Origin of the sequence: Streptomyces sp. NPDC002896 (genome assembly GCF_040295225.1) — a bacterium.
Lineage (GTDB): Bacteria > Actinomycetota > Actinomycetes > Streptomycetales > Streptomycetaceae > Streptomyces.
The window spans coordinates 371,149-397,393 of the sequence record NZ_JBEOVA010000007.1 but is presented as its reverse complement, the minus strand read 5'-3'; the positions used below and the strand labels follow the sequence as shown (position 1 = coordinate 397,393).

Annotated in this window: 26 protein-coding genes and 1 pseudogene; 16 read left to right on the top strand and 11 right to left on the bottom strand. The window is 71.7% G+C overall.

The genetic code is table 11. The features are described from left to right. Positions 1-31: 31 nt before the first annotated feature. Positions 32-541 (top strand): SRPBCC domain-containing protein, encoded by a 510-nt coding sequence (locus ABT009_RS15640; protein ID WP_351293810.1) that lies wholly within the window; start codon positions 32-34, stop codon positions 539-541. A 17-nt stretch (positions 542-558) separates the two neighbouring features. Here the strand turns inward: ABT009_RS15640 and ABT009_RS15635 are convergent, their stop codons facing one another. Next, a complete protein-coding gene (locus ABT009_RS15635) occupies positions 559-1,548 on the bottom strand; it encodes an isopenicillin N synthase family dioxygenase (protein ID WP_351293807.1) in 990 nt (329 codons plus the stop codon). Further along, positions 1,541-2,017: a nucleoside deaminase gene (locus ABT009_RS15630; RefSeq protein WP_351293804.1), complete on the bottom strand. Its 477-nt coding sequence runs from the start codon at positions 2,015-2,017 to the stop codon at positions 1,541-1,543. Before ABT009_RS15630 ends, ABT009_RS15635 begins: the two co-directional genes overlap by 8 nt. 106 nt (positions 2,018-2,123) lie before the next feature. On the opposite strand from ABT009_RS15630, the gene ABT009_RS15625 reads away from it, so the two are divergent. Further along, positions 2,124-3,419 (top strand): PucR family transcriptional regulator, encoded by a 1,296-nt coding sequence (locus ABT009_RS15625; protein WP_351293801.1) that lies wholly within the window; start codon positions 2,124-2,126, stop codon positions 3,417-3,419. Between the two features lie 16 nt (positions 3,420-3,435). Here the strand turns inward: ABT009_RS15625 and ABT009_RS15620 are convergent, their stop codons facing one another. Then, positions 3,436-4,986, bottom strand: a complete 1,551-nt coding sequence (locus ABT009_RS15620; protein ID WP_351293798.1) for a hypothetical protein — start codon at positions 4,984-4,986, stop codon at positions 3,436-3,438. Positions 4,987-5,330: 344 nt separating this feature from the next. Here ABT009_RS15620 and ABT009_RS15615 point away from each other — a divergent pair, with 344 nt between their 5' ends. Then, positions 5,331-6,164, top strand: a complete 834-nt coding sequence (locus ABT009_RS15615) for a class I SAM-dependent methyltransferase (RefSeq protein WP_351293795.1) — start codon at positions 5,331-5,333, stop codon at positions 6,162-6,164. A gap of 37 nt (positions 6,165-6,201) precedes the next feature. On the opposite strand, the gene ABT009_RS15610 is transcribed toward ABT009_RS15615, so the two are convergent. Next, positions 6,202-7,227, bottom strand: coding sequence for a quinone oxidoreductase family protein (locus ABT009_RS15610; protein ID WP_351293792.1), 1,026 nt, complete (start codon positions 7,225-7,227; stop codon positions 6,202-6,204). 145 nt (positions 7,228-7,372) lie between these two features. Between ABT009_RS15610 and ABT009_RS15605 the strand changes: the two genes are divergently transcribed. Continuing rightward, complete coding sequence (locus ABT009_RS15605) at positions 7,373-7,708, top strand: ArsR/SmtB family transcription factor (RefSeq protein WP_351294004.1); 336 nt, start codon at positions 7,373-7,375, stop codon at positions 7,706-7,708. 31 nt (positions 7,709-7,739) lie between these two features. On the opposite strand, the pseudogene ABT009_RS15600 reads toward ABT009_RS15605, so the two are convergent. Further along, positions 7,740-7,814: pseudogene (locus tag ABT009_RS15600) on the bottom strand (short-chain dehydrogenase); the annotation flags it as partial. 5 nt (positions 7,815-7,819) lie between these two features. Continuing rightward, the gene (locus ABT009_RS15595) at positions 7,820-8,422 is read right to left on the bottom strand and encodes a TetR/AcrR family transcriptional regulator (RefSeq protein WP_351293789.1); all 603 of its coding nucleotides are present in this window, start codon (positions 8,420-8,422) and stop codon (positions 7,820-7,822) included. Positions 8,423-8,625: 203 nt separating this feature from the next. On the opposite strand from ABT009_RS15595, the gene ABT009_RS15590 reads away from it, so the two are divergent. Beyond that, on the top strand, positions 8,626-10,392 hold the full coding sequence (locus ABT009_RS15590; RefSeq protein ID WP_351293786.1) for a serine/threonine-protein kinase: 1,767 nt from the start codon (positions 8,626-8,628) through the stop codon (positions 10,390-10,392). Positions 10,393-10,491: 99 nt separating this feature from the next. Here the strand turns inward: ABT009_RS15590 and ABT009_RS15585 are convergent, their stop codons facing one another. Further along, entirely contained in the window at positions 10,492-11,877 is a 1,386-nt protein-coding gene (locus tag ABT009_RS15585) for a purine-cytosine permease family protein (protein ID WP_351293783.1), read from the bottom strand. Between the two features lie 214 nt (positions 11,878-12,091). Then, complete coding sequence (locus tag ABT009_RS15580; protein ID WP_351293780.1) at positions 12,092-12,502, bottom strand: PLD nuclease N-terminal domain-containing protein; 411 nt, start codon at positions 12,500-12,502, stop codon at positions 12,092-12,094. Between the two features lie 100 nt (positions 12,503-12,602). Here ABT009_RS15580 and ABT009_RS15575 point away from each other — a divergent pair, with 100 nt between their 5' ends. Beyond that, a complete protein-coding gene (locus ABT009_RS15575; RefSeq protein WP_351293777.1) occupies positions 12,603-14,060 on the top strand; it encodes a menaquinone biosynthesis decarboxylase in 1,458 nt (485 codons plus the stop codon). A gap of 79 nt (positions 14,061-14,139) precedes the next feature. Beyond that, a complete protein-coding gene (gene mqnP, locus ABT009_RS15570; RefSeq protein ID WP_351293774.1) occupies positions 14,140-15,042 on the top strand; it encodes a menaquinone biosynthesis prenyltransferase MqnP in 903 nt (300 codons plus the stop codon). Between the two features lie 42 nt (positions 15,043-15,084). On the opposite strand, the gene ABT009_RS15565 is transcribed toward mqnP, so the two are convergent. Further along, complete coding sequence (locus ABT009_RS15565) at positions 15,085-15,726, bottom strand: rhomboid family intramembrane serine protease (protein ID WP_351293771.1); 642 nt, start codon at positions 15,724-15,726, stop codon at positions 15,085-15,087. Between the two features lie 154 nt (positions 15,727-15,880). On the opposite strand from ABT009_RS15565, the gene ABT009_RS15560 reads away from it, so the two are divergent. The 8 genes from ABT009_RS15560 (at position 15,881) to ABT009_RS15525 (ending at position 22,551) form a co-directional block, all read left to right on the top strand. Further along, positions 15,881-16,591, top strand: coding sequence for a UbiX family flavin prenyltransferase (locus tag ABT009_RS15560; protein ID WP_351293768.1), 711 nt, complete (start codon positions 15,881-15,883; stop codon positions 16,589-16,591). 263 nt (positions 16,592-16,854) lie between these two features. Beyond that, a complete protein-coding gene (locus ABT009_RS15555; protein WP_351293765.1) occupies positions 16,855-17,310 on the top strand; it encodes an Lrp/AsnC family transcriptional regulator in 456 nt (151 codons plus the stop codon). A 90-nt stretch (positions 17,311-17,400) separates the two neighbouring features. Then, entirely contained in the window at positions 17,401-18,564 is a 1,164-nt protein-coding gene (mqnE, locus tag ABT009_RS15550; protein WP_351293762.1) for an aminofutalosine synthase MqnE, read from the top strand. A 165-nt stretch (positions 18,565-18,729) separates the two neighbouring features. Beyond that, positions 18,730-19,395: a UdgX family uracil-DNA binding protein gene (locus ABT009_RS15545; RefSeq protein WP_351293759.1), complete on the top strand. Its 666-nt coding sequence runs from the start codon at positions 18,730-18,732 to the stop codon at positions 19,393-19,395. Between the two features lie 123 nt (positions 19,396-19,518). Continuing rightward, positions 19,519-20,112 (top strand): GNAT family N-acetyltransferase, encoded by a 594-nt coding sequence (locus tag ABT009_RS15540; protein WP_351293756.1) that lies wholly within the window; start codon positions 19,519-19,521, stop codon positions 20,110-20,112. A gap of 85 nt (positions 20,113-20,197) precedes the next feature. Next, the gene (locus tag ABT009_RS15535; protein ID WP_351293753.1) at positions 20,198-20,500 is read left to right on the top strand and encodes a DUF4229 domain-containing protein; all 303 of its coding nucleotides are present in this window, start codon (positions 20,198-20,200) and stop codon (positions 20,498-20,500) included. A gap of 18 nt (positions 20,501-20,518) precedes the next feature. Then, positions 20,519-21,778, top strand: coding sequence for an MFS transporter (locus tag ABT009_RS15530; protein WP_351293750.1), 1,260 nt, complete (start codon positions 20,519-20,521; stop codon positions 21,776-21,778). A gap of 80 nt (positions 21,779-21,858) precedes the next feature. Beyond that, positions 21,859-22,551 carry a TetR/AcrR family transcriptional regulator gene (locus tag ABT009_RS15525; protein WP_351293747.1) on the top strand — a complete coding sequence of 231 codons (693 nt, stop codon included), beginning with the start codon at positions 21,859-21,861 and terminating at the stop codon, positions 22,549-22,551. Between the two features lie 21 nt (positions 22,552-22,572). Here ABT009_RS15525 and ABT009_RS15520 read toward each other — a convergent pair whose 3' ends face one another. Together ABT009_RS15520 and ABT009_RS15515 are read right to left on the bottom strand one after the other, a co-directional pair. After that, positions 22,573-23,448 carry a MaoC family dehydratase gene (locus ABT009_RS15520; protein WP_351293744.1) on the bottom strand — a complete coding sequence of 292 codons (876 nt, stop codon included), beginning with the start codon at positions 23,446-23,448 and terminating at the stop codon, positions 22,573-22,575. A 53-nt stretch (positions 23,449-23,501) separates the two neighbouring features. Continuing rightward, complete coding sequence (locus tag ABT009_RS15515; protein WP_351293741.1) at positions 23,502-24,836, bottom strand: 3-oxoacyl-ACP reductase; 1,335 nt, start codon at positions 24,834-24,836, stop codon at positions 23,502-23,504. 71 nt (positions 24,837-24,907) lie between these two features. Between ABT009_RS15515 and ABT009_RS15510 the strand changes: the two genes are divergently transcribed. After that, on the top strand, positions 24,908-26,242 hold the full coding sequence (locus ABT009_RS15510) for an acetyl-CoA C-acetyltransferase (protein WP_351293738.1): 1,335 nt from the start codon (positions 24,908-24,910) through the stop codon (positions 26,240-26,242). Positions 26,243-26,245 lie beyond the last annotated feature (3 nt).

Below are 26,245 nucleotides of genomic sequence, written 5' to 3'. Positions count from 1 at the left end.
GTGGAGCCGGGAAGCGGGCCAGGCTGGTGCCATGAGCGAGTCAATCGAGCACGGGACCAGCCGGACCGTGGGGGACACCCATACGCTCCATTTTCTGCTGCACCTTCCCCACCCTGTGGAGGAGGTCTGGCCGGCGCTGGCCACGCCGGAGGGGCTGCGCGGCTGGCTCGCCGCCGCCGATGTGCTCGAACCCCGGCTCGGCGGTGCGATCGCGCTGCACTGGCTGACGACCGGCGAGGGCGAGGCGACCGTCGCCACGGGCCGCATCACCGCTTGGGACGGGGAACGGGTCGCCGAGTACACGATGGCGTCGTTCCACGGCCGTATCCGCTTCCACCTGGAACCCGTCGGCCCCGGCGGCGCCACACTCCGCTTCACCAACGAGTTCCGGGGCGACGACGACCTGCGTCTCGACTGCCTGGCCGCCTGGCACAACCACTTCGAGTACCTGCTCGACGCTCTCGACGGCCGGCCCGTGTACTGGTCGGCCTGGACGCCGGACCGGTGGCGTGAGCTGAGGGCCGCGTACGCCGGGAGGTAGCCGCGCCGAGGCGGCGGTCAGCCGACCGTGATCGAGTCCAGCTGCGCACGCAGATACGTGTGCGAGTCCACGGGCTCGTACGCGACCCGGCCCACCGGCGCGGGAACCGACTCCACCAGCGTGCCCGGCGTGCACTCGCCGAAGTACACGAGGGACATCAGCTCCTCGGCGGGCGCGTCCGCGGGCGGCGGCAGGACACGGTGGCGGCCGGAGCGCCAGCGGTCGCCGGTCCAACGCGCCATCAGATCACCGATGTTGATGGTGAAGGCCTCCGGGTCGTACGGCGCGTCCTCCCAGCCGCCCTCGTCCGTGAACACCTGGAGTCCGCCCTTGCCGGCCTGCCGGTCGAGGATCGTGACGGTGCCGAAGTCGGTGTGCGGGCCGATGCGGAACTGGCCGGGCTCCGGCTCGCCGACGACCTCCGTGCCCGGATACCAGTTGATGTTGAAGCCGTAGGTCGGGTGCGACATGTGCCGAGTGAAGTAGTCCGGTTCGAGCCCGAGGGCCTCGCCGAGCAGGGCGAGGAGCTGGTTCTCCAGCTCGCCCATCCGCGCCAGGTACTCCTCGCACAGCTTCTGGAGTTCCGGCACCTCCGCCGGCCACACGTTGGGCGCGTACCACTCCGCGTTGATCTCGGGATCCTCGAAGGGCTCGTGCGTCGCGAAGGTCAGCGACTCCTTCAGGTCGGGCGGCGTCTCCGTACCCTCCGAGTAGCCGTTGGCCTCCGCGCCGGGGCCGAGCCAGCCGCGGCCGCCGACCTTCGCCGAGTACGGCTCCTTGACGGACGCCTGAAGCGTGAAGAACTCGCGGGCGGCCGCCCGGATCCGCGCCCGCAGTGACGGGTCCACGCCGTGCCCGGTCACCAGCAGGAACCCGGCGGTCTGCAGGGCCTCGTCGACGGTGCGGGCGATCTCCGCACGCGTCTCGGGGCCGCCGGTGAGCCAGGGCCTCAGATCGATGGTGGGGATACGGGGCTGGGGCTGCGGTTCAGCCGACTGCTCAGTCATCGCCGATGTCCTCGTTCCACAGAGCGGGGTTGTTCTTGATGAAGTCGCGCATCAGGGCGATGCACTCGGGGTCGTCGAGCTGCACGATCTCCACGCCGTGCTGAGCCAGCCAGTCGTGGCCGCCCTGGAAGGTCTCGGACTCGCCGATGACGACCCGCGAGATCCCGAACTGCCGTACGAGACCGCTGCAGTACCAGCAGGGGGACAGGGTCGTCACCATCGTCGTACCGCGGTAGGTCCGCTGCCGCCCGGCGTTGCGGAACGCCGCCGTCTCCGCGTGCATCGACGGGTCGCCGTCCTGGACGCGGCGGTTGTGGCCGCGGCCGAGCAGCTGCCCGTCGGGCCCGTACAGCGCCGCACCGATGGGGATGCCGCCCTCCGCGAGCCCGGCCCGCGCCTCGGCGACGGCCGTGGCGAGCCACTGCCGCGCCTGCTCGAGATCGTCCGTGGGCTTGCTGCGTAGCTCCATGCCCTCCACTCTCCTGTGGTCGAAACACCAGGGCAACGTGCGGAAAGTACTCTCCGGGCAGCCCGCAGCCGGACGAACTGTCAGCGGCCCGCCCCAGGAGGTCCTCGTGCCCGCACTCACGCTCCGCGAGATCCTCGCCCTCGACGCCCTCCGCGACACCGAACCCGAGCTGGTGGCGGGCGAGGAGGCGCTCGACCGGCCGGTGCGCTGGGTCCACTCCAGCGAGGTGTACGAGGGCGCGAACTTCCTCGACGGCGGCGAACTGCTGCTCACCAACGGCTTCGGCCTGACCGACGCCGACGAGGCGACCCGGCGCCGCTACGTCCGTGAGCTCGCCGCCCGCGGCGCCGCGGGCCTCGCCATCGAGGTCGGCCGGTCCCTGCCGCGGATGCCGGACGAGGTCGCCGACGAGGCCCGCTCGGTGGGTCTGCCGCTGCTCGCGCTGCGGCGCGTCGTCCCCTTCGTACGGATCACGGAGGCCGCGAACCGCGCGATCGTCACACGGGGGCTCTCCGGCCGTTCCGTACGCCCCTGGGGCGCCGACCACACGGCGGCCCTGCTCGCCGACCTCGCGGACGGGCAGGCGCTCAACCAGCCGGAGGTCGAGGCGCGGGCCGCCCTCGCGGACTTCCATCCCGCGCCCGGCGCCCGGCTCGTCGGGGTGTCCGTGCACGGGCCGGGGCACGTCGGCCTGGCCGCAGTCGACCGCGCGGTCCGCGTCCTCGGCGGGGCCGGGGCGCTGCGCGCCGCGTTCCCCGGCGACGTACTCGCCCTGCTCGCGCTGCCCGCCGCGGCCGGTATGCCGAGCGCGGGGACGCGGCCCGGGAGCTCGCGGGATCCGGTACGCGCGGTGCAGGACGCGTTCCGGGCGCCCGCCGAGCCGGGGCTGACCGTCGCGGTCGGGCACGCCGTGGCGGCGGGCGCTGGGTGGCTGCGCTGGAGCGAGACGCTCCGGGCCGCCCGTACGGCGCTGGAGCTGGCCCTCACCGTGCCGGCGGCCGAACCCGGCGACGGGCAGGGCCCCTTGGTGACGTCGTCCCGCGCGCTCGCCCTCGAACGGGAGCTCACCCGCGGCGGCGTCGACGCCAACCGCGACCGCCTCGCCCGCCTCGTCCAGCACACCCTCGGCCCGCTCCTCGAATGGGAGGCCGCCCACCCCAGCGACCTGGTACGCACCCTGGAGGTCCACCTCCGCCACGGCTGCTCCCCGACCCGCACGGCCGCCCTCCTGCACATCGGCCGCCAGTCCCTCTACCAGCGGCTCGAACGCATCGAGTCCCTGCTGGGCCTGGAGGTCGACGACCCGGACCTGCTGGGCGAACTACTGGCGGCGACGTGCGCGCATCGGGTGGTGCGGGGGGTTCCGGCGGCGGCTGCGGGGCGGCTGCGGACGGTGGCGTAATCAAGCACGTTCCCGGTCACCGGGTCGTGGCCGGTGACAGATACGCCCGGTAATCGGTCACCCGCCCCAGATCCGGCAAGGCGTGCCGACGCCACCCGCGGGCGTACGAGGGCGCGTCCTGGTCGCCGGAGACCAGAACGGCAACCGGCTCACGCACCCCCACGGCGGCGAGCCCCGCCGCCGTGATGCTCGCGTCGTGCCCCCCTACCTGGCGGGACGCACACCCCGTACGGAAGGCGACCCGGATCGCCTCCTTCCCGCTGACCGTGCAGGGCGGCCGCACGCCCTGCACCCGCAGATCGGCCGCGACACGCGTGTAGTCGGCGCTGTCGGCGCGTACGCGGTCGGCAACCCCCTCGAGCACGCGGTACTGGACCGCCAGGTGCCCGGCGGCGGCCACGGCGAAGAGGGCCAGGACGGCCGGGCGCAACCACCGCCGGACATTGCAGACGCGGACCAGGCCGTACGCCACGGGCAGGGCGAGCAGCGCGTACGCCGGGAGCAGGAAGCGCGGCGCCGCATAGCCGACGGTGAACAGATAGGGCGCGGCCAGCGCCGACCCGACGACGGTCGCCAGGACGGCGGCGGCGCGGTGGCGGGTGCGGGCCGCCGCCCAGACGCCGCCGGCGACGAGCACCGGCAGCGCGAAGAACCAGAGGGCGCTGGCTGGGTGCCGCCACGGCACGTCGCAGGGCCGGCACAGCGTGCGCCCGCTCAGCGCGCGTACGTGATCGTCGACGGCGAAGTACCAGCCCAGGCTGCCCTGGATCTCGCTGGCGCGGTGCAGCCGCGCGACCAGCCCGCCGTAGCGGACGTACGCCTCGACGACCCACTCCGCGCTGCCCACCGCCAGGCCGGCGGCGAGCACGGCGAGCAGCAGCAGCCGGCGGCGCGGACGGATGCGGTGCCTGCGTACCAGCAGGGCCGCCCCGGCGAGCGGCAGGGCCAGCCACACCGCGTCGATCGGGCGCATCAGCGCGGCCAGCGCCACCGCGGCGCCCAGGCCGGCCAGGGCGAGGCGGTCGCCGGGGTCACGGGCCGCGCGCAGGAGACAGCCGGTCGCGGCGAGGGCTCCGTACGCGACCCAGAGGTTCGGCATCGCCGACGGACCGTAGAACAGCGTGACCCACAGGCTCGCGAACAGGGCCCCGGCGACGGCGAGCACGGGTGCGGGCAGCAGCCGCCGCCACACCCACAGTGCCCCGAACAGCCCGGCGCCGGACAGCACGGCCAGGTACACACGGAGGGCCCCGGTGGAAGTGGTCAGCGCCGCGACGGGAGCGACGAGCAAGGTGATGCCCCGGGCGCGGGGCGCGCTGAAGAACGCCGCCGGGGCCTGGGGGCTTACCTGGCTGACGTACACGGTCTCGTCCCAGCCGAGGCCGAGACCGGGGACCACCAGGACGAGCTGGGCGAGCGTGAAGGCGGCGGCGACGGCCGCGAGCCAGGGGAGCGGGCCCGCGGCGGCCCGAGGGATCCATCGGCGCCCCCCACGTCCTCGCGCCCTCTCCTGGACCTCGCCCGGGATACGGGTCCACGCGCCGGAGATCAAGCGTGATTGCTGCATGGCCTGGCCTCGCTCGCAGGGTGCGGAGGGTCTCGGTCGCGCCGGTGGTCCCGGCCGGGCGATCCCGTCGTGACCCCTCCACGCTGCCGTGGTCGCCCCCGTCCACCACGACGACGCGCCACTCTGCCGAACGACTCTCCCGAACGGCCGAGCGCACGGCCGAGTGCAGGTCCGAGTGCAGGGCCTCCACGACACGTACCGGCAGGCCGAGGCGGTGCCGAGGCGATACCGAGCCGGGCCGTGCGACGCCCCGCGGCCGAACGGGTGACGCGGAAATGGGACGGGCGCGGCGTGCGTCGCTAGCATCCGCGCAGGGGCAGCCCACGAATGGCACGGAGGCCGTCATGCAGAAAACATCCGCTTTGCGCCTGCGGACGAATCGTGCACGACTCGGACACAAGGCGCGTTACGCGCTGCAGCATCCGGAGCGCGTGCTGCCGTATCTGCGACGGGCGGGCCGGGACGGCTGGCTGCGGCTGCGGCACCGCGGGAGCCACGTCGCGTACTACCGGGCCGTGATGGCGTCGGACACCGCGCGGAGCCCGGAGGCGGCGGTCGGCGGCGCGCCGTCGCACGACCGGTGGCTCGCCATCGGACAGCTGCAGCACGACTACCTGGTGGGGCACGGGCTGAAGCCCGAGGACCGGATGCTGGAGATCGGGTGCGGCAATCTGCGCGCCGGATGGCGGTTCATCCAGTATCTGGAGCCCGGCCACTACTACGGCATCGACATCTCGCCCGACATCCTCATCGAGGCCAAGAAGACGCTGGTCCGCTACGGCCTCCAGGAGAAGGTGCCGCACCTGACGCCCGTCGACAACCTGAAGCTGGACTTCCTCCCCGACGCGTACTTCGCGGTGGTGCACGCGCACAGCGTGTTCTCGCACTCGCCGCTGGAGGTCATCGACGAGTGCCTGTCGCACGTCGGACGGGTGCTGGCCCCCGACGGCTTCTTCGACTTCACGTTCGACCGTACCGAGGGCGCCGAACACCAGGTGCTGCGCGAGGACTTCTACTACCGCACGGAGACGCTGATCCGGCTGGCCGAGAAGCACGGGCTCGTCGCCCGCTTCATGGAGGACTGGGAGAGCACATGGCATCCCCAGTCGAAGCTGCGCATCAGTCACCCCACGCCCGACCCGGCCGGTGAGCGTCCGGCGGATGCCGTCCGGGCCTAGGCCCCGTCGGCCGGGGCCTGTCTGCGCGGGCCCCGGCTCAGCGGACCTGGTCCGCCACCCGGAGCAGAAGCTTCCCCGTGCTGGTACGGGAGCCCATCAGGCGGTGTGCCTCCGCGGCCCCGGACAGCGGGAACTCCTCGGTCACGGGGATGGTGACGGTCCCGTCGACCACGGTGCCGAACGCGCGTTCCGCCACCTCCCGCAGTACGGCCGGGGCCGTCCGGGCCAGCAGCAGGATCGAGAATCCCGCGACGGAGCGCCCGCCGGGGTAGAGCTCCGGCTGCCCCACCCGCCAGGGTTCCGCCGAGCTCGCGTTGCCGAAGGACACCAGGCGCCCGAAGACCGCGAGCGCCTCCAGGCTCCGGCGGAACGTGTCGCCGCCGACGGGGTCGAGCGCGAGATCGACGCCGCGCCCGCCGGTCGCCTGCCGTACCCCGTCCGGCCACCCTCCCCCAAGCTCTCGGCTTCGCTCGAGCAGGGGGGACCCCCATCCGACGAACACCTCGTCGTACCCGTGCTTGAGCGCGTACTCGGCCTTCGCGGCACCCGACACCACGCCGTACACGGCCCCCGCACCGGCCGCCTTCGCCAACTGCCCGGCCACCGTGCCGATGCCGCCCGCCGCGCCCTGCACCAGCACCGTCTCGCCCTCGCGCAGCCGGCCCACCTCGTGGAGCAGGGCGTGCGCGGTCGGCAGCACGGTGGGGAGGGTGGCGCCCGTGCGCAGATCCACGCCGTCCGGCAGCGTGAAGACGGTGGCGGCGTCGGCGACGGCCACGTCCGCGTAGGCGCCGCCGTCCGTCAGCGCGGCCACCTCCTGCCCGACCACGAACCCCGTGACGTCCGCGCCCACGGCACGGATCCGCCCGGACACCTCAAGGCCGGGCACGAACGGAAGCGAGGTCACCCGGTACCCCTCGGCACGCGCCTTGAGGTCGGCGAAGTTCACACCGGCGTACGCGACGTCGATGCTCACCTGCCCGGGACCCGGCTCGGGCACCTCCGCCTCCACCACCTTCAGAACCTCGGGACCGCCGTACTCCTGGATCCGGACAGTGCGCATGGCACAACACCCCTCAACGAGTGTTCAATGAAAAGCGAACACTGGTGACTGTATGGTCTTCATCGAACACTCCGCAAGCGAACCACGCCGAGGGCTCAGGCGGAGGCGGCGGACCTGGGCAGAGGGAGAGGAACCAGACATGGCCATGGCGGAACGCGCGAGCCACCGACCCGCCCCCGTCCACGCCCACCCCGACGAGGTCCCGGTCCTCACCGCGCTCGCCGCACTCGCGGATCCCGTACGCATCCAGCTGGTACGCGAGCTGGCGGGCTCCCCGGAATGGACGCGCGCCTGCGGCAGCTTCGACGTACCCGTCGGCAAGGCGGCCCTCAGCCACCACTTCGGCGTCCTACGCGCCGCCGGCCTCGTGGAACAGCGCGACGAGGGCCCCAAGCGCGTCAACCGCCTGCGCCGCGAGGAGTTCGACGCCCGCTTTCCGGGGCTGCTGGACCTGGTGCTGCGCCCGGACCCGCTGGGATAGTCAAGGCGCTCGAGGTGGTTGGGCAGGCGGATCAGACGGTGGGCGTGGTGCCGCCGTCGATGACGTGCTCGGCGCCGACGATGGCTGAGGCGCGGTCGGAGACGAGGGCGTTCACGTCGGCTCTGCGCTGACCGACCGCCAGATCCTGTCCGGAAGGACCCGCGCGGCCTCGTCGAGGTCGACGTCGCCCATGCCGGACAGCCAGCGGCGGGCGACGCCGACGACAGGGCCCAGGACCAGGGCCTCGATCAGGGCCGGGGGGAGTGGGGCGACCTCGCCGGACTCGATGTGCGTGCGCATCCAGTCGGCGAGCGGTGACAGCCTGGCCTCCTGGGCGTCGCGGAGCTCCTTGCCCTGCGCCATCCCGTAACGGTCGGCCATGGGGGAGTGCAGGAGCAGGGCGGCGTCCCGGTGCTCCTGGACGAAGGTGAGATAGGTGCGTACGACGGCGCGGATGCCTGTGCGGGCGGTGCGGGAATGCTCCAGGGCCGTGACCAGCTCGCCCAGCAGCCGGCCCAGCCAGCGATGCGCGAGCGCGGCGAACAGACCGTCGAGGCTGCCGAAGTGGTGGTACAGACTGCCGAGGCTGACACCGCTGGCCTTGGTGACGGCGTTGACGGTGAGGCCCTGCTCGCCCGACTCCCCGTATACGCGCAGCGCGGCATCCAGGAGCAGGTCGGAGGTCACCTCGCCGCGATGCTGCTTGGGGCTCATCGGAGGGCCGTCCTCGTCGTCGTAAGTGGTTCTGTCGTCTCCAGGAGTGGTTTTCTAGAGCAGGTTTCTAGAAAACACTTCCAATTCTACTGCCCTCTGGCCAGACTGATCGCTGCCGGACGTGCGCGTCCGCCCGTCTGAGGGGGGATCGGGCGGGCCGCCGCCGGCCTGGCAGTGACCGCGAACGGGAAAACGGGGCAGACGTGTTAGAGCTGAGCGGCAGCGGGGCCGAGCCGCTGGAGGAGGAGGATCCGCGGCGGATCGGGACGATCGCGCTGGTCGGGCGGCTCGGGTCCGGCGGCATGGGGCGGGTGTACCTCGGCGTACATGAGGGGCGGTACGCCGCCGTCAAGCAGGTGCTGCCCTCCGTCGTCGCCGAGGACAAGGACTTCCTGCGACGCTTCGGGCACGAGCTGGACAACCTCTCCCGGCTGCCCGAGGGGGCCACCGCGCCGCTGCTCGCCAGTGACCGCACCGGGCGCCCTCCGTGGTTCGCCACCGCGTACGTCCCCGGGCTCACCCTGCGCGAGGCAGTCGAGCTGCACGGGTATCCGCTGCCCGCCGACGCGCTGTGGCTGCTGCTGCGGGAGGCGGCCGCGGGACTGGCCGAGGTGCACGCGCGGGACATGGTGCACCGGGACCTCAAGCCGTCCAACGTCATGTTGACCCTCGACGGCCTCACCCTCATCGACTTCGGCGTCGCCCGTGCCGCGGAACAGAGCCAGCTGACCCGGACCGGCATGGTGGTGGGCACGCCCGCCTACATGTCACCCGAACAGGCCTCGGGGGCCCTGCAGACCGGGGCTGTCGATGTGTTCGCGCTGGGTTCGGTGATCGCGTACGCGGCCTGCGGTCGACCGCCCTTCGGCGACGAGTCCGGACACGGCGTGCTGTACCGCATCGTGCACGAGGAGCCCGACCTGGCTCCGCTGCGCGACCTGGATCCGGAACTCGCCGAGCTCGTCGCGTCCTGCCTCGACAAGGACCCCGAAGGCCGGCCCACCGCCGCCGAGCTCGTCGAACTCGCCACACAACAAGGGCCGTTCGCCGATCCCCTGTGGCCGGAGGCCATCACCGAGCGGCTTTCCGCGCGGGCCGCCTTCGCTGCGACGGTGCCGGTGGCCGACGAGCTGCCCGAGCCTGTCCGGACCCTGCCGTCCGCCGGGCCGGAGCCGGAGCCCGAGGGCGAGCGGAAGTCCGCGTCCCGCCCGGAGCGACGCGACCGCCGCCGGACCCGCATCCTGTTCGCCGTCGTCCCCGTCGTCGTGGTGACCGGCACGACCCTCGCCGTCCAGCTCCTGCCGTACGCCTCCTCGCCGGGGGCCGAAGCGGGGTCAACACCGTCCCCCTCGGTCTCGTCGTCGCTCCTCCCCACGCCGTCCGCGACCGGCGCGAGCGCCTCCGAGACGGCGAAGCCGAGGAAGTCCCCGTCCTCGTCGCCGGACGAGGGAAAGGGGGCAGGAGGATCCCAAGCGGCAGACGGGGGTAAGCAGGACGACTCGGGCGGCTCGGGCGGCTCGGACGGAACCAGTTCAGTCGGTTCGGGCGACTCGGGCGGAAGCAGTAGCTCTGGTGGATCGAGCAGCTCGGGCGGAAGCAGCGCCTCCGGCGGTTTCTACCAGATCAGGAACGGCGGCACCGGCAAGTGCCTGGCCGCAGGCGCCGGCGGCTACGGCGCGGTCTTCGCCGGCTGTTCGGATAGCCCCTCGACCTCCTGGGCCTTCAAGAGCAAGTCGAACGGCACCTTCCAGCTGGTCAACGAGCACACCGGCCAGTGCCTGACCGCGAGCACCGGCGGCTACACGACGATGGCCGCCTGCGGCTCGACCACCGAGCAGTCCTGGCGCACCGGCTCCGGCAGCACCCTGCAGAGCATGTACAACAGCGGGTGCCTCGACGATGCCTCCGGCTGGCCGACCACCCAGACCTGCGAGTCCGGGAAGGCGGGACAGCGCTGGACGAAGGAATGACGGGCTTCGGCGGCTTGGTCGAGCAGGCCGACGGGCTCACCGGTTGACCCGCCGGCTACGTCGAGCAGGCCGACGCGCCCACCGGCTGCCCAGCCGACCTCAGCGCGGCGCCCGCCGCAGCGCCGCGTACAGCCCCGCGCTCACCGCGAAGCCGACGAGGCAGGTGATGTCACCGAAGGACGGCCACTGCTCCGGCACCCAGCCGACGTACTTCTCCTGGTTGGAGAAGAGCGGGACCGACACCGCCACGCCCAGCAACAGGGAAGCGATGCCGGGCCAGTTGCTGAAGGCGCGGTCGCCCAGCCGCTGCGTCAGCTCCGCGTCCGGCGTACGGGCCTGGAGCCACCGCTCCACCAGTACGACGCCCAGCCAGGGCCCCACCCAGTACGCGATGACGAGTAGGAACGCCTCGTACGCATGGCCCGCGTCCGCCAGCGACGCCCACGCCGCCGCCGTACCCGCGAGGCCGCACAGCACGACGATCGCGCTGCGGCCGAGCCACGTCGGCAGCTTCAGGCCCAGCGAGGTGATCGACATGGCGGAGGAGTAGACGTTGAGCGCGTTCGCGGAGACCGCGCCCAGGATGATCGCGAGCAGTACCAGGTTGCCGAGCCAGGACGGCAGGTGGCCGGTGAAGGCGGCCGTCGGCGTGGCGCTCTGCGGGGCCACGATCGTCGCCGACGCCGCGCCGATCAGGGAGACCGCGGAGATCGACACGAACAGGCCGAGCGCCGGGTACAGCGCCACCTTCCAGCGCGTTGCGGTCGGCGGCAGATAGCGCGAGTAGTCGGTCGCTCCCGGGTTCCAGCCCGCCGCGTACCCCCACGCCGCGCTGAACGCGAGCAGGAACCCGCCCATCCCGCCGCCCGCGCCGGGCGCACCGAGGTCGGCCTCGCGGAACGTCCAGACACCCGCCAGCAGGAAGATCACCGCAAGGACGGGCAGCGCGTAACGCTCGAAGGCGTGCACGAAGTTGTGGCCGATGAAGCCGATCACGATCTCCGCGACGACCACGAGCAGCAGCGACGGCAGCGGACGCAGGCCCGTCAGGGTGTTGAGCGCGAAGGCCGCGCTGACGCTGTTGACCGCGAACCAGCCGACGCCTGCGACAAGGGCGTTGACGCCGGACGGCAGGGCGTTGCCCTTGTAGCCGAAGGCGAACCGGCCGATCGCCATCTGCGGCACCCCGAACCGGGGCCCGTCCAGGCTCAGTACCCCGTGCGTGACGGCACCGAGCGCCGTGCCGAGCAGCAGCGCGGCCGACGCCTGCCAGAAGTTCAGGCCGAAGAAGAGCACCGAGATGACGCCGATGTACACCGTCGCGAACTCGATGTTCGGCGAGGCCCACGTCCACAGCAGCCCCCGCGGGCTGCCGTGCCGTTCGGCGAGCGGAATCGGCTCGGAACCGGCCGTCTCGACGGCGATGACCTTGTCGCCGTACTCGGGGCCGAGTTCCACGGGCGTACTGGTGGGCGCGGTTGTCATGACCGAAGTGTCGGGGCCGTTCGCGCCCCGGCCCAGAGGCGCACTGTCCGCTTCTCGGTGCGTGCGGGCGTACACCTTGTACTGACGCGTACGTCCGGCGGACTTCGGCGACGGCCGCCGGCGGCCGTTTCGGCCCGGCCGCTCGAAGGTCACGAGCCGCCGCAGCTCCATGTCACGACGCGTCTCCGGACCTCTTTACTCGTCCTCGGACCCGTTACTCGTCCTCGGACCCGTTCTGCTGCTCGCGCCGCTTGAGTTCCTCCTCGCGGCGGCGCAGGTCGGCCTCCCAGTCCTTCAGGAGCGACTCGTCCTTCACATCTTCAGGAGACGCAGCCTCTTCCTTGATGGACTTCAGGAACTCCGGGTTGTCGTCCGGTGCGACCCACTGCGTCCGGTGGTTGCGGTGCCACTCGGACGGTGTGGAGCCGCCGGCGGAACCCTTGCGGGCCTTGCCCGCGACGAGCCAGGCCACGGGTCCGATCAGCACCTCGCCGAAGAGCAGGATGATGATGACCCAGACCACCTTGGGCAGGCCCCGCACCTCTTCCTCGGGGGTGTTCAGGCAGTCGATGAAGGCGTAGATCCACAGCGCCAGGACCAGCAGGAAGGGCAGATACCTGAGCATGGTCGTGCGATCCCCCAGCAGACGTCGGACGTGAGTGCGGCAGCGGGGAGCACGGCCCCGGTGACGGGGTCAGGGTAGCCGGTGTCCGATACTGGACGGCATGGCTTACGACGATCTTCGGTCCCTGCTCCGGGCGCTGGAGCGCGAAGGCGACCTCAAGCGCATCAAGGCCGAGGTCGATCCGTATCTGGAGGTCGGGGAGATCGTCGACCGGGTCCAGAAGTCCGGCGGCCCCGCTCTCCTCTTCGAGAACGTGCGCGGCTCCGCGATGCCGCTCGCGATGAACGTCTTCGGTACGGACCGCCGGCTGCTGAAGGCCCTCGGCCTGAAGTCGTACGGCGACATCACCGAGAAGATCGGCGGGCTGCTCAAGCCGGAGCTGCCGCACGGGTTCGTGGGTGTGCGTGAGGCCTTCGGGAAGCTCGGCGCCATGACCCACGTACCGCCGAAGAAGGTGAAGTCCGACAACGCGCCGGTCCAGGAGGTCGTCCTGCGCGGCGACGACGTGGACCTGAACCAGCTCCCGGCCCTCTTCACGTGGCCCAAGGACGGCGGCTCGTTCTTCAACCTGGGCCTGACGCACACCAAGGACCCGGAGTCCGGGATCAGGAACCTCGGGCTCTACCGCCTGCAGCGCCACGACAAGCGCACCATCGGCATGCACTGGCAGATCCACAAGGACAGCCGCAACCACTACCAGGTGGCGGCCCGGCGCGGTGAACGCCTGCCGGTCGCCATCGCCTTCGGCTGCCCGCCCTCGGTGACGTACGCCGCCACGGCGCCGCTGCCGGGCGACATCGACGAGTACCTCTTCGCCGGTTTCGTGCAGGGCAAGCGGATCGAGATGGTCGACTGCAAGACGGTGCCGCTGCAGGTCCCGGCGCAGGCCGAGGTCGTACTGGAGGGCTGGCTGGAGCCCGGCGAGATGCTCCCCGAGGGGCCCTTCGGCGACCACACCGGTTTCTACACGCCGCAGGAGCCGTTCCCCGCGCTGACCATCGACTGCGTCACGATGCGGAAGCGGCCGCTGCTCCAGTCCATCGTGGTCGGCCGGCCGCCCACGGAGGACGGCCCGCTGGGCCGCGCCACGGAGCGGTTCTTCCTGCCCCTGCTGAAGATCATCGTCCCGGACATCGTGGACTACCACCTGCCGGAGGCGGGCGGCTTCCACAACTGCGCGATCGTCGCGATCGACAAGAAGTACCCCAAGCACGCCCAGAAGGTGATGCACGCGATCTGGGGCGCGCACATGATGTCCCTGACCAAGCTCATCGTGGTCGTCGACTCCGACTGCGACGTCCACGATCTGCACGAGGTGGCGTGGCGCGCGCTCGGCAACACCGACTACGCCCGAGACCTCACCGTCGTCGAAGGCCCGGTCGACCACCTCGACCACGCCTCGTACCAGCAGTTCTGGGGTGGCAAGGCGGGCATCGACGCGACGAAGAAATGGCCCGAGGAGGGCTACACACGAGACGGCGGCTGGCCGGACATGGTGCTGTCCGACCCGGAGACGGCGGCGAAGGTCGACCGCCGGTGGAAGGAGTATGGACTGTGAGGTCCGAGGCAGTGCAGGGATACGACAGCGCGGAGGCGGGACACCCCCGCGGCACCGATGGTGAGCCGGGGTACGGCCTGTGAGCAGCGCATCCGCCGCGATTCCGCAGCCGGGCAGGACCAAGGCGTTCCTCCGCCTCGTCATGATCGAGCACTCGGTCTTCGCGCTCCCCTTCGCCTATATCGCCTCGCTCACCGCGATGTTCCGGCTCGACGGCGACATCCACTGGGGGCGGCTGCTCCTCGTCACCATCGCCATGGTCGGCCTGCGCACCTTCGCGATGGCCGCCAACCGGATCATCGACCGCGAGATCGACGCCCGTAACCCGCGCACTGCGCACCGCGAACTCGTCACCGGCGCCGTGTCGGTGAAGTCCGCCTGGACCGGCGCGCTGATCGCGCTCGTGTTCTTCCTCGGCGCGGCCGCCCTGCTCAACCCGCTCTGCCTGGCCCTCGCGCCGATCGCCGTCATCCCGATGGTGGTCTATCCGTACGGCAAGCGGTTCACGAACTTCCCGCAGGCGATCCTCGGACTCGCCCAGGCCATGGGCCCGGTCGGCGCCTGGATCGCGATCACCGGCGAGTGGTCCTGGGAGGCCGTGATCCTCGGTCTCGCGGTCGGCATCTGGATCGGCGGCTTCGACCTGATCTACGCCTGCCAGGACGTCGAGACGGACCGTGAGATCGGCGTGAAGTCGGTCCCGGCCCGCTTCGGCATCCCGGCCGCCATGTGGGGCGCGCGCGGCTGCCACCTCGTCACCACGGCGCTGTTCGTCTGGTACGCCCTCGCCACGGACGGCGGCGCGTTCCTCTGGCTCGGTCTGCTGATCGTCGCGGGTGCCTTCCTCTACGAGCACTCCATCGCGCGACCGAACGACCTGTCCCGCCTGAACCGGGCGTTCTTCAGCGTCAACGGGTTCATCGGCATCGCCCTGTTCGTCTGCGCGCTCCTGGACCTGCTGGTGCGCGGCCTCTCGGTGTGAGGCGCCGGGACCTCACGGTGTGAGGCCCGGCGGGCCTGCCGCCTACGGTATGAGGCGGCCGGTGCCCGCCCCTTCCGCCCGCTCCACCGCACGCGGGCGGCGGAACACGATCGCCGCGAGCACGCCGCCCAGCAGCCCGAAGAAGTGGGCCTGCCAGCTCACGCCCGTCGCCGAGGGCAGTACGCCCCACAGGATCGAGCCGTAGACCGCGGCGACCAGCAGGCCTATGAGGATGTCGCTGATACGGCGGTCCACGAAGCCCCGTACCAGCAGATAGCCGAAGAGGCCGAACACGACGCCCGAGGCGCCCGCGGTCGTCGAGTACGGCGGCGCCGTCAGCCAGACACCCAGACCGCTTGTCACGATGATCAGGGCGGCGACGCCGACGAAGCGTCGTATGCCCGAGAGGGCCGCGAGGAAGCCGAGCACCAGCAGCGGCAGGCTGTTGGCCGCCAGGTGGTCGAAGCCGAAGTGCAGGAACGCGGCGGGCACGATGTCGCGCAGCTCGCCTATGTGCCGCGGGGTGATGCCGAAGGTGTCCAGCGCGTGGCCGCTCGCCGTATCGACGATCTCCAGCAGCCACAGCAGTGCCACCCAGCCCAGCACCAGGGTTCCCGCGGCCTTGGCGCGCACGCGCCGCGAAGGCTCCGGCACCTGGGCCGGCTGTGTGAATTCGTACGACATCGGCGTCCCCCTCCTCTGCCTGGCACAACGCACGGCACCGCCGTCAGGGTTCCGGCCACCCCGCCCTCGTTCCGGTGTTCCGGGCGCCGGATAGGCTCGGTGCGTGAGTTCCCGTCAGGATGGTCGCCCAGCACAAGGACAGGGGGAAGGCGCGGTGAGCGCGCAGCGTCGGCCCTGGATCGTCGGGGTGTCCGGCGCATCCGGCACGCCGTACGCCGCCGCCGTGCTTCGCGCGCTGCTCGCGGCGGGCGAGAGCGTGGACCTGGTGGTGTCGCGGGCGTCGCGGCTGACGCTCCTTGACGAGACCGGCATCGCGTTCCGGGATGCGCACTGGCAAGACGACCTGCGGGAATGGCTGGCGCGTGGGGCCGACGGGAAGCCGTATCCCTTCCGGCCGGGATCGGCGGGCGGACCACATTCCGGCGGACCTGGCCCCGACCTGGGCGACATGCGGTACTGGGCCGCCGGCGATCTCGCAGCCGGCCCGTCCTCCGGGTCGTATCCGGCGAAGGGCATGATCATCGTGCCCGCGTCCACGGCGTGCGTGGCCGGAGTCGCGCTCGGTCTGTCGAAGGACCTGCTGCAGCGCGCGGCGAGCGTGACGCTCAAGGAGGGACGCAGGCTGGTCGTCGCGGTGCGGGAGACACCGCTGAACGGTCAGACGCTGCGGCATCTGGTGGCGCTCGACGACGCGGGCGCGATCGTGTTGCCCGCCTCACCGGCGTTCTACGCCGGGGCGACGCACATCCAGGACCTGGTGGACTTCGTCGCCGGCCGGGTGCTGGACGCGGCAGGGGTGCCGCATCAGCTGTACCGCCGCTGGGAGGGGGAGCTCGGGGGAGGTGGCCGGGACACGGGGGCCTAGCGGGAGGGGCCTTGTGACTGTCCTGGCAGGTCGGGGACTTGCTGCCGCGGGGGGTTGTTTCTTGTCCGGTGCCTTGAGGGGGCCCGGCGGCTCCTGCAAGATCACCTTTGGTCGGCACCTTTGGTCGGCGGCTTTGGTCGACAGGGACATGTACCGACATCTCAAGGAGATGTAGAGAAAGGTTCACAGGGTGTCCGCCCTGCGCGCCTTGGATTTTGCACATAAACTTGCGGGACTGCTGAATAATGAAAGGCTTCGGACCTATGGACGCCGTGGATAGGCAGCTCATCCAGGCCCTGCGGGAGAACGGCAGGGCTTCCTACGCCGAGCTGGGACGGCTCGTCGGGCTCTCCGGCCCCAGCGTCACCGATCGCATCAACCGCCTCGAAGCCGCGGGCGTCATCACCGGCTACCGTGCGACCGTCAACTCCGCATCCCTCGGCCTCGGTGTGACGGCTCTCATCGGCATCTCGCTCTCCGATGCCGCCGACCACGAGGATGTGGCCCGCCGGCTGAAGGACCTGCCCGAGATCGAGGACTGCTGGTTCATCGCCGGCGACGACTCGTTCATGCTCAAGGTGCGGGTCAACGACGTGGACGGCCTGGAGAAGACCATCCGCCGGCTCAGCGGCACCAAGGGCGTCTCCCGTACGCGTACCACGATCGTGCTCTCCACGAAGTGGGAGAACCGGGTCGGGGAGCTACCCGAAGAGGTGTGACACGGAGCGGCAACGGGGGTGCCGCGGCCCGGAAGTCGGCGGGGAGTACGGTTGAGTGCTCGATCAGTACAGGCAATGGGAGGCGCCCGGATGGACGTGGGGCAGAAGCGCGAGCTGGAGGAGAAGGTCCGGGCCGGTGAGCGCCTGACCCGCGAAGACGGCATCGCGCTGTACGAGTCGGACGACCTGGCCTGGCTCGGTGGTCTCGCCCACGAGGTGCGCACCCGCAAGAACGGTGACGTCGTGCACTTCAACGTCAACCGCCACCTCAACATGACGAACGTGTGCACCGCGTCGTGCGCCTACTGCTCGTTCCAGCGCAAGCCGGGCGAGAAGGACGCGTACACGATGCGCATCGAGGAGGCCGTCCGCCTCGCCAAGGCGATGGAGAACGAGAACCTCACCGAGCTGCACATCGTCAACGGCCTGCACCCCAACCTGCCCTGGCGGTACTACCCGCGCTCGCTCAGCGAGCTGAAGAAGGCCCTGCCGAACGTCTCCCTGAAGGCCTTCACGGCGACGGAGATCCACCACTTCGAGACGATCTCCGGGCTGTCCGCCTCGGAGATCCTCGACGAGCTGATCGACGCCGGTCTGGAGTCGCTGACCGGCGGCGGCGCGGAGATCTTCGACTGGGAGGTGCGGCAGCACATCGTCGACCACCGCACCCACTGGGAGGACTGGTCGCGCATCCACCGGCTCGCGCACGAGAAGGGTCTGAAGACCCCGTGCACGATGCTGTACGGGCACATCGAGGAGCCGCGCCACCGCGTCGACCACGTGCTGCGGCTGCGTGAGCTGCAGGACGAGACCGGCGGCTTCCAGGTCTTCATCCCGCTGCGCTACCAGCACGACTTCGTCGACATGAAGGACGGCAAGGTCCGCAACCGCCTTCAAGCCCGTACGTCGATGGCGACCGGCGCGGAGGCCCTGAAGACCTTCGCGGTCTCGCGCCTCCTCTTCGACAACGTCCCGCACGTCAAGGTCTTCTGGGTCATGCACGGCGTCCAGACCGCGCAGCTCGCCCTCCAGCACGGCGCGGACGACATGGACGGCTCGGTCGTCGAGTACAAGATCACCCACGACGCGGACAACTACGGCACGCCGAACAAGCTCACGCGCGAGGATCTGCTGGACCTGATCCGCGATGCGGGGTTCCGGCCGGTGGAGCGGAACACGCGGTACGAGATCATTCGCGAGTACGAGGGGCCGGATCCGGCGCGCCGGGAGTCACCGCAGCCGATGCGGGTCTGAGGCGGGGCGCCTCGGCGCCTCCGCCGCCGCTGCGGCCAGCCGCGCCGTCCCCGCTGTTGCCCACCCTCCCCCAGCTACCGCTGGGCGGTGCCCCCAGCCCTGCGGAACGCCTGCCCACAACGGCGACCCGGGGGTTAGCCCCAAAGGGCGGGGTACCCGACGCGCGTGAGTACCCGTACTCGTACCGCCTCGGCCCCCGAGGACGCGTACACCGCGGAACCGTTCCTCCCCGAGGACGGTGGCCTGGAGGCCCTGCGCGAGGCGGCCGCCGAATGCCGCGGCTGTCCGCTGCACCGCGACGCCACCCAGACCGTCTTCGGCGCCGGGGACACCGACGCGCGCGTGTTCCTCGTCGGTGAGCAGCCCGGCGACCAGGAGGACCGGCAGGGCCGGCCGTTCGTCGGGCCCGCCGGCAAGGTGCTCGACCGCGCCCTGGGCGAGGCGGGGATCGACCCGTCGCAGACCTACGTCACCAACGCCGTCAAGCACTTCAAGTGGACCCAGCCCCCCGGCGGCGGCAAGCGCCGTATCCACAAGGCGCCCAGCCTGCGCGAGATGACGGCGTGCGGGCCCTGGCTGGCCGCCGAACTGGCCCTCGTGGAACCCGAGATCATCGTGGTGCTCGGTGCGACGGCGGGCAAGGCGCTGCTCGGCTCTTCGTTCCGGGTCACCAAGCAGCGCGGAATGCTGCTGGAGGAGGAGATCCACGGGCGGCACGCGCGCGTGGTCGCCACGATCCACCCCTCCGCGGTGCTACGCGCCGACGACCGCGAGGCGGTGTACCAGGGGCTGGTGTCGGACCTGAAGGTGGCGGCGCGAGCACTCGGCTGACGGCCCTGGACACGCGACGGTCCGTGCCCTGACCGCGCCCCGATCCGCGCCCCGATCCGCGCCCCGGTCCGCGTCGCGAGACGCCGGGCCCGGCTGTCAGCGGTGCCGGTTAGGGTCGGCCGCATGCCGCTCACCTTCGAACTCGACCCCGCGATCACGCCCGGCCTGCGCGACGGACTGCTCACCCTCTGGATGGACGTGTCCAACGCCGGCGGTGCCGTCGGCTTCGTGCCGCCCGTGACCGCCGAGGCGATACGTCCGGAGCTGGTCAAGCATTTCGCCGCGATGAGCGAGGGGCGCAGCCGGCTCCTGGTCGGTCACGACGAGGCGGGCGAGGCCGCGGCGGCCGCGTTCCTCACGTACAACACTCACCGGCTGATGCGGCACTGGGTCTGGCTCTACACGGTGATGGTGCACCCGCGGCACCAGGGCAAGGGCTACGGACGGGACCTGCTGGCGGCCGCCGCGGACGCGGCCCGCGGTCTCGAGGGCATCGAGGCGATACGGCTGACCTGCCGCGGCGGTCTGGGGCTCGAGCGCTTCTACGGCTCCTGCGGCTACAAGGAGGTCGGACGCGTGCCCAGCGCCATCCGCGTGGCGCCCGGCGACGACCGCGACGACATCACGATGCTGCTGCCGCTCGGGACGGTGGGCCGACAGCCGGTCCCCTCGACGGCTGAGTTCCTCGACTCGATGGCCGAGCCCCTCGGCGGATGACCCCCCGGGCAGCGCACTCCCGGCCGCGTGCTTCACTGGGGGAGCGCCCAATTTCGGAATGTTCGGAACGGAAGAGTGGAATGACATGCTCCGCTACACACTGATGCGCCTCGGGATCTTCGTGGGTTGCTTCGTGGTCGTCTGGGGCCTCGTCTACTCGGGCGTCGCACCGCGCGGACTCGGCGGCTCCAACGATCTGTGGATCATCCTGCTCGCCCTGGTGATCTCCGCGCCCATCAGCTTCATCGCCCTCCGCAAGCAGCGCGACCGCGCCTCCGAGCAGATCGTGGCGCGGGTCGACCGGGCCAAGGCCACGCTGGAGAGCAACCGCAGCCAGGAGGACGTCGCGGACGACGCGGCCCGCGCCCAGGGGCAGGCCCAGGGCTAGCCGGCGCGGAAGCTCCGCATGGGGGCCAGGCGGTCGCTGGGGCGGCAGTTCCGGTGGCTGTGGGCGGCGTACGCGGTCAGCACGTTCGGTACGCGGCTCGCGTTCGATGCGTTCCCCTTGATCGCCATCCTGGTGCTGCACGCCGGGCCGACGGAGGTGGCGGCGCTGGCCGCCGCGGGGCTCGCGGTGGGTGCGGCGGTGTCGGTGCCGCTCGGCCCGTGGGTGGAGTTCCGCCGCAAGCGGCCGGTGATGGTCGCGATGGACCTGGTCCGGTTCGCGGCGTTGATGAGCATCCCCGCCGCGTTCGTGCTCGGCCGGCTCAGCTTCGTCCAGCTCTTGGTCGTCTCGGTCGTCGTCGCCGCGGCCGACATCACCTTCACCGCGGCCAGTGGCGCATGCCTGAAGGCACTCGTACGACCGCAGGACCTGCTCGTCGCGAACGGGCGGTTCGAGGCCACGACCTGGACCGCCACCGTGCTCGGACCGCCGCTCGGCGGAGCCGCGATCGGACTCTTCGGGCCGGTGATGACCGTGGTGACCGATGCGGTGAGCTACCTGCTCTCGGCAGTGGGGATCCGCGCGATCGGCGGCAGGGAGCCGCGCCCCGCACGAACCGGTACACCGCCCGGTGCACCGCCGCGCTTCCGGGCGGGCGACCTCCTCGACGGGTGGCGGAACATCCTGACCAACCCCGCGCTGCGTCCGCTGTTCTTCAACACCGTCCTGGTCAACAGCCTGATCATGGCGAGCTCTCCGCTGCTCGCCGTCCTCATGCTCGGCGACCTCGGGTTCGCGCCCTGGCAGTACGGCCTAGCCTTCGCGGTGCCCTGCCTCGGCGGCCTGATCGGCTCACGGCTGGCCCGCCCGCTCGTCGCGCGCTTCGGGCAGCACAAGGTCATGCTCACCACCGGGGCACTGCGCGCGTGCTGGTCGCTCGGGCTGGCCTTCGTCCGCCCCGGCGTCGCCGGGCTCGTGCTCGTCATGGCCGTCGAGTTCGGGCTGATCACCTGCGCGGGCGTGTTCAACCCGGTGTTCGCCACCTACCGGCTCGAACAGACGGGGGCCGACCGAGTCGCCCGCACCCTGTCCGCGTGGTCGGCCACCGGCAAGGCGACCACCGCGGCCATGACCGGGCTGTGGGGCCTGCTGGCCGGCATCGCAGGGCCGCGCACCGCGATCGCGATCGCCGGTCTTCTCCTTCTGGCAACCCCGCTCCTGCTGCCACGGCACGCCCACGCGCCGCAACACGAACGGGAACCGGCACCCAGCCACCCGTGATCCGCCGAAGTTCCCCGGCACCCTGCCGGCGTCAGCCGCGTTCAGCCGCGGGCGCTGGAACGGACCGTACGCTAAGCCGTATGGGTGCTGTGAAGAACAAGCGGATGCCGCGTGCTGTGCGTGAGCAGCAGATGATGGACGCCGCCGTGCGGATCTTCGGGCAACGCGGGTACCAGGCCGCGTCCATGGACGAGATCGCCGACCTGGCGGGCGTCTCCAAGCCGCTGGTGTACCTGTATCTGAACTCCAAGGAAGACCTCTTCACGGCATGCATCCGGCGTGAGGCCCGGGCCCTGATCGAGGCGGTACGCGCCGGGGTCCGGCCCGACGATCCCGCCGACGGCCGGCTCTGGGGAGGGCTGCGCGCGTTCTTCACGCACACCGCGCAGAACCCGGACGGCTGGGCGGTACTGCACCGCCAGGCGCGTACGCACGGCGAGCCGTTCGCGGCCGAGGCCGCCGCGATGCGGGAGGAAATCGTCGCGCTGGTCACGCAGTTGATCGCGGTGGCCGCCCGTGAGGCCCACCGTGACCCCTCGCTGCCCGAGCGCGAGGTCGCGGGCCTGGCCGAGGCCCTGGTGGGTGCCGCCGAGTCGCTCGCCGCGTGGGCGAACGCCACACCGGACGTCTCCGCCAAGGAGGCCGCGGCGACCCTGATGAACTTCGCATGGGCGGGCCTGGGCGGCCTGATGGAGGGGCGGGCGTGGTCCCCGGCGGAAGGATCCGCTCAGGTTCCGGCTCCTGCTCCTGCCTCTGTCTCGGCTTCTGCCTGAACCTCGGCCTCTGGTTGAACCTCAGCTCCGGCCGTCCAGGGGCAGCACCTCGCCCGTGACATGGATCCGGTCCTCGCCCGTACCGTGCCCGCGCAGCTCGAAGGCGGCTCCCTCGGCGGCATACGTCACCGTGCCGGGCAGCAGCACCGGAGCCCTGAACTCGGCGCGGACGCGGGCCGCCTGGGGAACGCCGTGCTGCGCGAGGCAGCGCGCGACGGTCCACATGCCGTGGGCGATGGCCCGGGGGAAGCCGAAGAGGCGGGCGGTGAGCGGGTACAGATGGATGGGGTTGCGGTCCCCGGAAGCGGCGCCGTAGCGGCGGCCGACATCCCCGCCGAGCTTCCACTCGGCGACGGCGGGCAGCGGCTTCCGCGCCGGTTCGGACGACCGGTCGCGGGGAGCGGTGGCCGCCTCGGTCCTGTGCCGGGCCAGATACCTGCTCCTCGACTCCCATACGAGCTCACCGCCCACCCGCACCTCGGTCACCACGTTCGCCTCGGTGCCGCGCCGGTGCGGGACCAACCCATCGACATAGACGGTGAGTTCGTACTCCTCGGCCGGGCCGAGCGCGCGCCACTGGTCGATCTCGATCGACGTGTGAACGAGCCCGAGCAGCGGCAGCGGAAAGTCACGGGCGGCCATCAGCCGCATGGCGAGCGGAAACCCGAGGACGTGCGGATACGTCACCGGCAGGGCCTGATCCCGCCCGGCGGCGAAGCCGCACACCCGCTCATACGCCGCGAGCCGCGCCCCGTCGATCCGAACCCCGCGCAGCACAAGCCGCGTACCGACCCCGCGATCACCCGCCCGCGCCCCGCGCTTGAGGGGAGACAACAGTGCACCGCGGGCAAGAACGGAAGGCAGCGAGGGTGGCACGGCAAGAGTCAGAGTCTGCAAGTTCGAAGCCTCCTTGGGCTGTTGTGGTCATCGCAATGCAGGGCGCCCAGGCCCTACGCCCCCAACAGGCTCTGCCCGCAAACCCGCACAACCTGCCCGTTCACACCCCCGGACCCGGGACTCGCGAACCACGCCGTCGTCTCGGCGACATCGACGGGAAGCCCGCCCTGCCCCAGGGAGTTCATCCGCCGCCCCGCCTCCCGGATGAACAGCGGAACCGCGGCCGTCATCCGCGTCTCGATGAACCCGGGGGCGACGGCGTTGACCGTCACCCCGTGCTCGGCCGCCGCCCGCGGCGCCAGCGCCCGCACCAGGCCCACGATGCCGGCCTTGCTCGCCGCGTAGTTGGTCTGGCCGACGTTGCCGGCGATTCCGGCGATGGATGCGGTGGCGACGATCCGTCCGCCCCTCCGCAGCGCCCCGGACTTCAGCAGCGAGTCCGTCGTACGCAGCACGCTCGCGAGGTTGACGTCCAGGACGGAGCTCCACTGCTCGGCGGGCATGTTGGCCAGCTTGCGGTCGCGTGTGATCCCCGCGTTGTGGATGAGGACGTCGAGCCCGTCGGGGAGCGCCGCCGCGATCCGCTCGCCCGCGTCGTCCGTGGTGATGTCGAGCGGCAGCGCGCTCCCGCCGAGCCGGTCCGCGACCCTCTCCAGGTCGCTCTGTGCGGCGGGGATGTCGAGGCACACGACCCGCGCCCCGTCCCGCGCCAGCGTCTCGGCGACCGCCTCGCCGATGCCGCGCGCGGCGCCGGTGACCAGGGCGGTGCGCCCGGCGAGGGGCCGTTCCCAGTCCTCCGGCACTGTCACCTCACCACCACCCACTTCGATCACCTGACCGCTCACGAAAGCGGACTTGGGGGAGAGCAGGAAACGCAGCGTCGACTCGGCGGCGTCGGCACCGGCCCGGGCCTCGACTTCGGTCGCGATCCGTACGAGCGAAACCGTCCGCCCCCGCCCCATCTCCTTGCCGAGGGACCGTACGAACCCCTCGAGTCCCTGCTGGACGGCGGCCTGGTGGTGGTCGGCCGGGTCCAGCGGAGCCCCGAGCACCACGACCCGGCCGCTCTCGGCGACCGAGCGCGCCACGGGGTGCAGCGCCGTATGAACCTCGGCGAGCGTCTCGACGTCTGCGACACCCGTGGCGTCGAGCACGACGGCGGCGGGACGGTCGGCGGCCGCCCGGACCTCCAGACCGGTACGGGCAAGCACCTCGCCGAGCGAGCCCCCGAGGCGCGAGACGCCCGCCGTGAGGTGCAGCAATGCCCCCTCCAGCGCAGGGCGTTCGGCCGACCAGCGGTGCAGTTCGGCGGGCTGGGGCAGACCGAGGCGCCGGGTGAGGAAACGGCCGGGAGCGGTACGGGAGAACTGCAGATAGCGGTCGGCCATTGTCCAAACTCCCAGCATCATCGTAAATTTACTTCAGAGTAAGGTTACTTAAGAGTCAGGTGCCGGTCGAGATGAGTCCCGCAGGTCCCCCGCAACCCGCAAATTCCCGCAGCCCGGGTACGCAGCTCCCGCCGACGCCGCGTCGCGTGGCGGTCATCGGCGGCAGCCGTATCCCCTTCGCCCGCTCCGACGGCCCCTATGCCACGGCCTCCAACCAGGAGATGCTCACCGCCGCAGTCGACGGGCTCGCCGACCGCTTCGGGCTCGACCAGCCGGGCTCCGTCGGCGAGTTCGTCGCGGGCGCCGTCCTCAAGCACAGCCGCGACTTCAACCTGGCCCGCGAGACCGTGCTGGGCTCCCGGCTCGACCCGCGAACCCCCGCGTACGACATCCAGCAGGCATGCGGCACCGGGCTCCAGGCCGTCATCGCGGCCGCCAACAAGATCACGCTCGGGCAGCTCGAATCGGCGGTCGCGGGCGGCGCGGACACCGCCAGCGACGCACCGCTCGGCGTCAACGACGAGCTGCGCCGCATCCTTCTGGAGGCCCGGCGGGCCAGGTCGGCGGGGGCGCGGCTGAAGGCGCTCGCCCGTGTCCGGCCCCGGCACCTCGTCCCCGACATCCCCCGCAACGCCGAGCCGCGCACCGGTCTGTCGATGGGCGAGCACGCGGCCGTCACGGCACGCGCGTGGGGAATCACCCGTGAGGCGCAGGACGAGCTCGCCGTGGCGAGTCACCAGCGGCTGGCCGCCGCGTACGAGAGGGGCCTGCTGTACGACCTCGTCGTACCGTTCCGCGGCGTCGCCCGGGACCAGAACCTCCGCCCCGGCACGACCGTCGAGAAACTGGCGGCGCTCAAGCCGGTGTTCGGTACGAAGGATCCGAACCCCACCATGACCGCTGGGAACTCGACGCCCCTGACGGACGGCGCGGCGACCGTGCTGCTCGCGAGCGAGGAGTGGGCGCGGGAGCGCGGGTTCGAGCCGCTCGCGTACCTCACCGCGTACGAGACCGCGGCCGTCGACTTCGCCGGAGACGGCGGCGATGTCCGCGGGGGAGAGGACGGGCTGCTGATGGCGCCCGCGTACGCCGTCCCGCGGATGCTGGAGCGGGCCGGGCTCGGCATCGAGGACTTCGATCTGGTCGAGGTCCACGAGGCGTTCGCCTCCCAGGTGCTGGCGACGCTGGCCGCCTGGGAGAAGCGCGGCCTCGCCCCGGTGGACCGGGACCGGCTCAACGTGGCCGGTTCGTCCCTCGCGACCGGGCATCCCTTCGCGGCGACCGGGGCGCGCATCGTCGCGACCCTCGCCAAGCTGCTCGCGGAGCGCGATGGGCCCGGGCGCGGGCTGATCTCCGTCTGCGCGGCCGGCGGCCAAGGCGTGACCGCGATCCTCGAACGCACCTGATCC

Bases quoted from the DNA above. Each gene is read 5' to 3' on its own strand.
- ABT009_RS15615 (WP_351293795.1), top strand. From the start codon at position 5,331: ATGCAGAAAACATCCGCTTTGCGCCTGCGGACGAATCGTGCACGACTC.
- ABT009_RS15510 (WP_351293738.1), top strand. From the start codon at position 24,908: ATGAGTCCCGCAGGTCCCCCGCAACCCGCAAATTCCCGCAGCCCGGGT.
- ABT009_RS15575 (WP_351293777.1), top strand. From the start codon at position 12,603: ATGGCTTACGACGATCTTCGGTCCCTGCTCCGGGCGCTGGAGCGCGAA.
- mqnE (WP_351293762.1), top strand. From the start codon at position 17,401: ATGGACGTGGGGCAGAAGCGCGAGCTGGAGGAGAAGGTCCGGGCCGGT.
- ABT009_RS15585 (WP_351293783.1), bottom strand. From the start codon at position 11,877: ATGACAACCGCGCCCACCAGTACGCCCGTGGAACTCGGCCCCGAGTAC.
- ABT009_RS15580 (WP_351293780.1), bottom strand. From the start codon at position 12,502: ATGCTCAGGTATCTGCCCTTCCTGCTGGTCCTGGCGCTGTGGATCTAC.
- ABT009_RS15635 (WP_351293807.1), bottom strand. From the start codon at position 1,548: ATGACTGAGCAGTCGGCTGAACCGCAGCCCCAGCCCCGTATCCCCACC.
- ABT009_RS15595 (WP_351293789.1), bottom strand. From the start codon at position 8,422: ATGAGCCCCAAGCAGCATCGCGGCGAGGTGACCTCCGACCTGCTCCTG.
- ABT009_RS15515 (WP_351293741.1), bottom strand. From the start codon at position 24,836: ATGGCCGACCGCTATCTGCAGTTCTCCCGTACCGCTCCCGGCCGTTTC.
- ABT009_RS15555 (WP_351293765.1), top strand. From the start codon at position 16,855: ATGGACGCCGTGGATAGGCAGCTCATCCAGGCCCTGCGGGAGAACGGC.
- ABT009_RS15530 (WP_351293750.1), top strand. From the start codon at position 20,519: ATGGGGGCCAGGCGGTCGCTGGGGCGGCAGTTCCGGTGGCTGTGGGCG.
- ABT009_RS15605 (WP_351294004.1), top strand. From the start codon at position 7,373: ATGGCGGAACGCGCGAGCCACCGACCCGCCCCCGTCCACGCCCACCCC.
- ABT009_RS15640 (WP_351293810.1), top strand. From the start codon at position 32: ATGAGCGAGTCAATCGAGCACGGGACCAGCCGGACCGTGGGGGACACC.
- ABT009_RS15540 (WP_351293756.1), top strand. From the start codon at position 19,519: ATGCCGCTCACCTTCGAACTCGACCCCGCGATCACGCCCGGCCTGCGC.
- ABT009_RS15610 (WP_351293792.1), bottom strand. From the start codon at position 7,227: ATGCGCACTGTCCGGATCCAGGAGTACGGCGGTCCCGAGGTTCTGAAG.
- ABT009_RS15535 (WP_351293753.1), top strand. From the start codon at position 20,198: ATGCTCCGCTACACACTGATGCGCCTCGGGATCTTCGTGGGTTGCTTC.
- ABT009_RS15630 (WP_351293804.1), bottom strand. From the start codon at position 2,017: ATGGAGCTACGCAGCAAGCCCACGGACGATCTCGAGCAGGCGCGGCAG.
- ABT009_RS15565 (WP_351293771.1), bottom strand. From the start codon at position 15,726: ATGTCGTACGAATTCACACAGCCGGCCCAGGTGCCGGAGCCTTCGCGG.
- ABT009_RS15525 (WP_351293747.1), top strand. From the start codon at position 21,859: ATGGGTGCTGTGAAGAACAAGCGGATGCCGCGTGCTGTGCGTGAGCAG.
- ABT009_RS15620 (WP_351293798.1), bottom strand. From the start codon at position 4,986: ATGCAGCAATCACGCTTGATCTCCGGCGCGTGGACCCGTATCCCGGGC.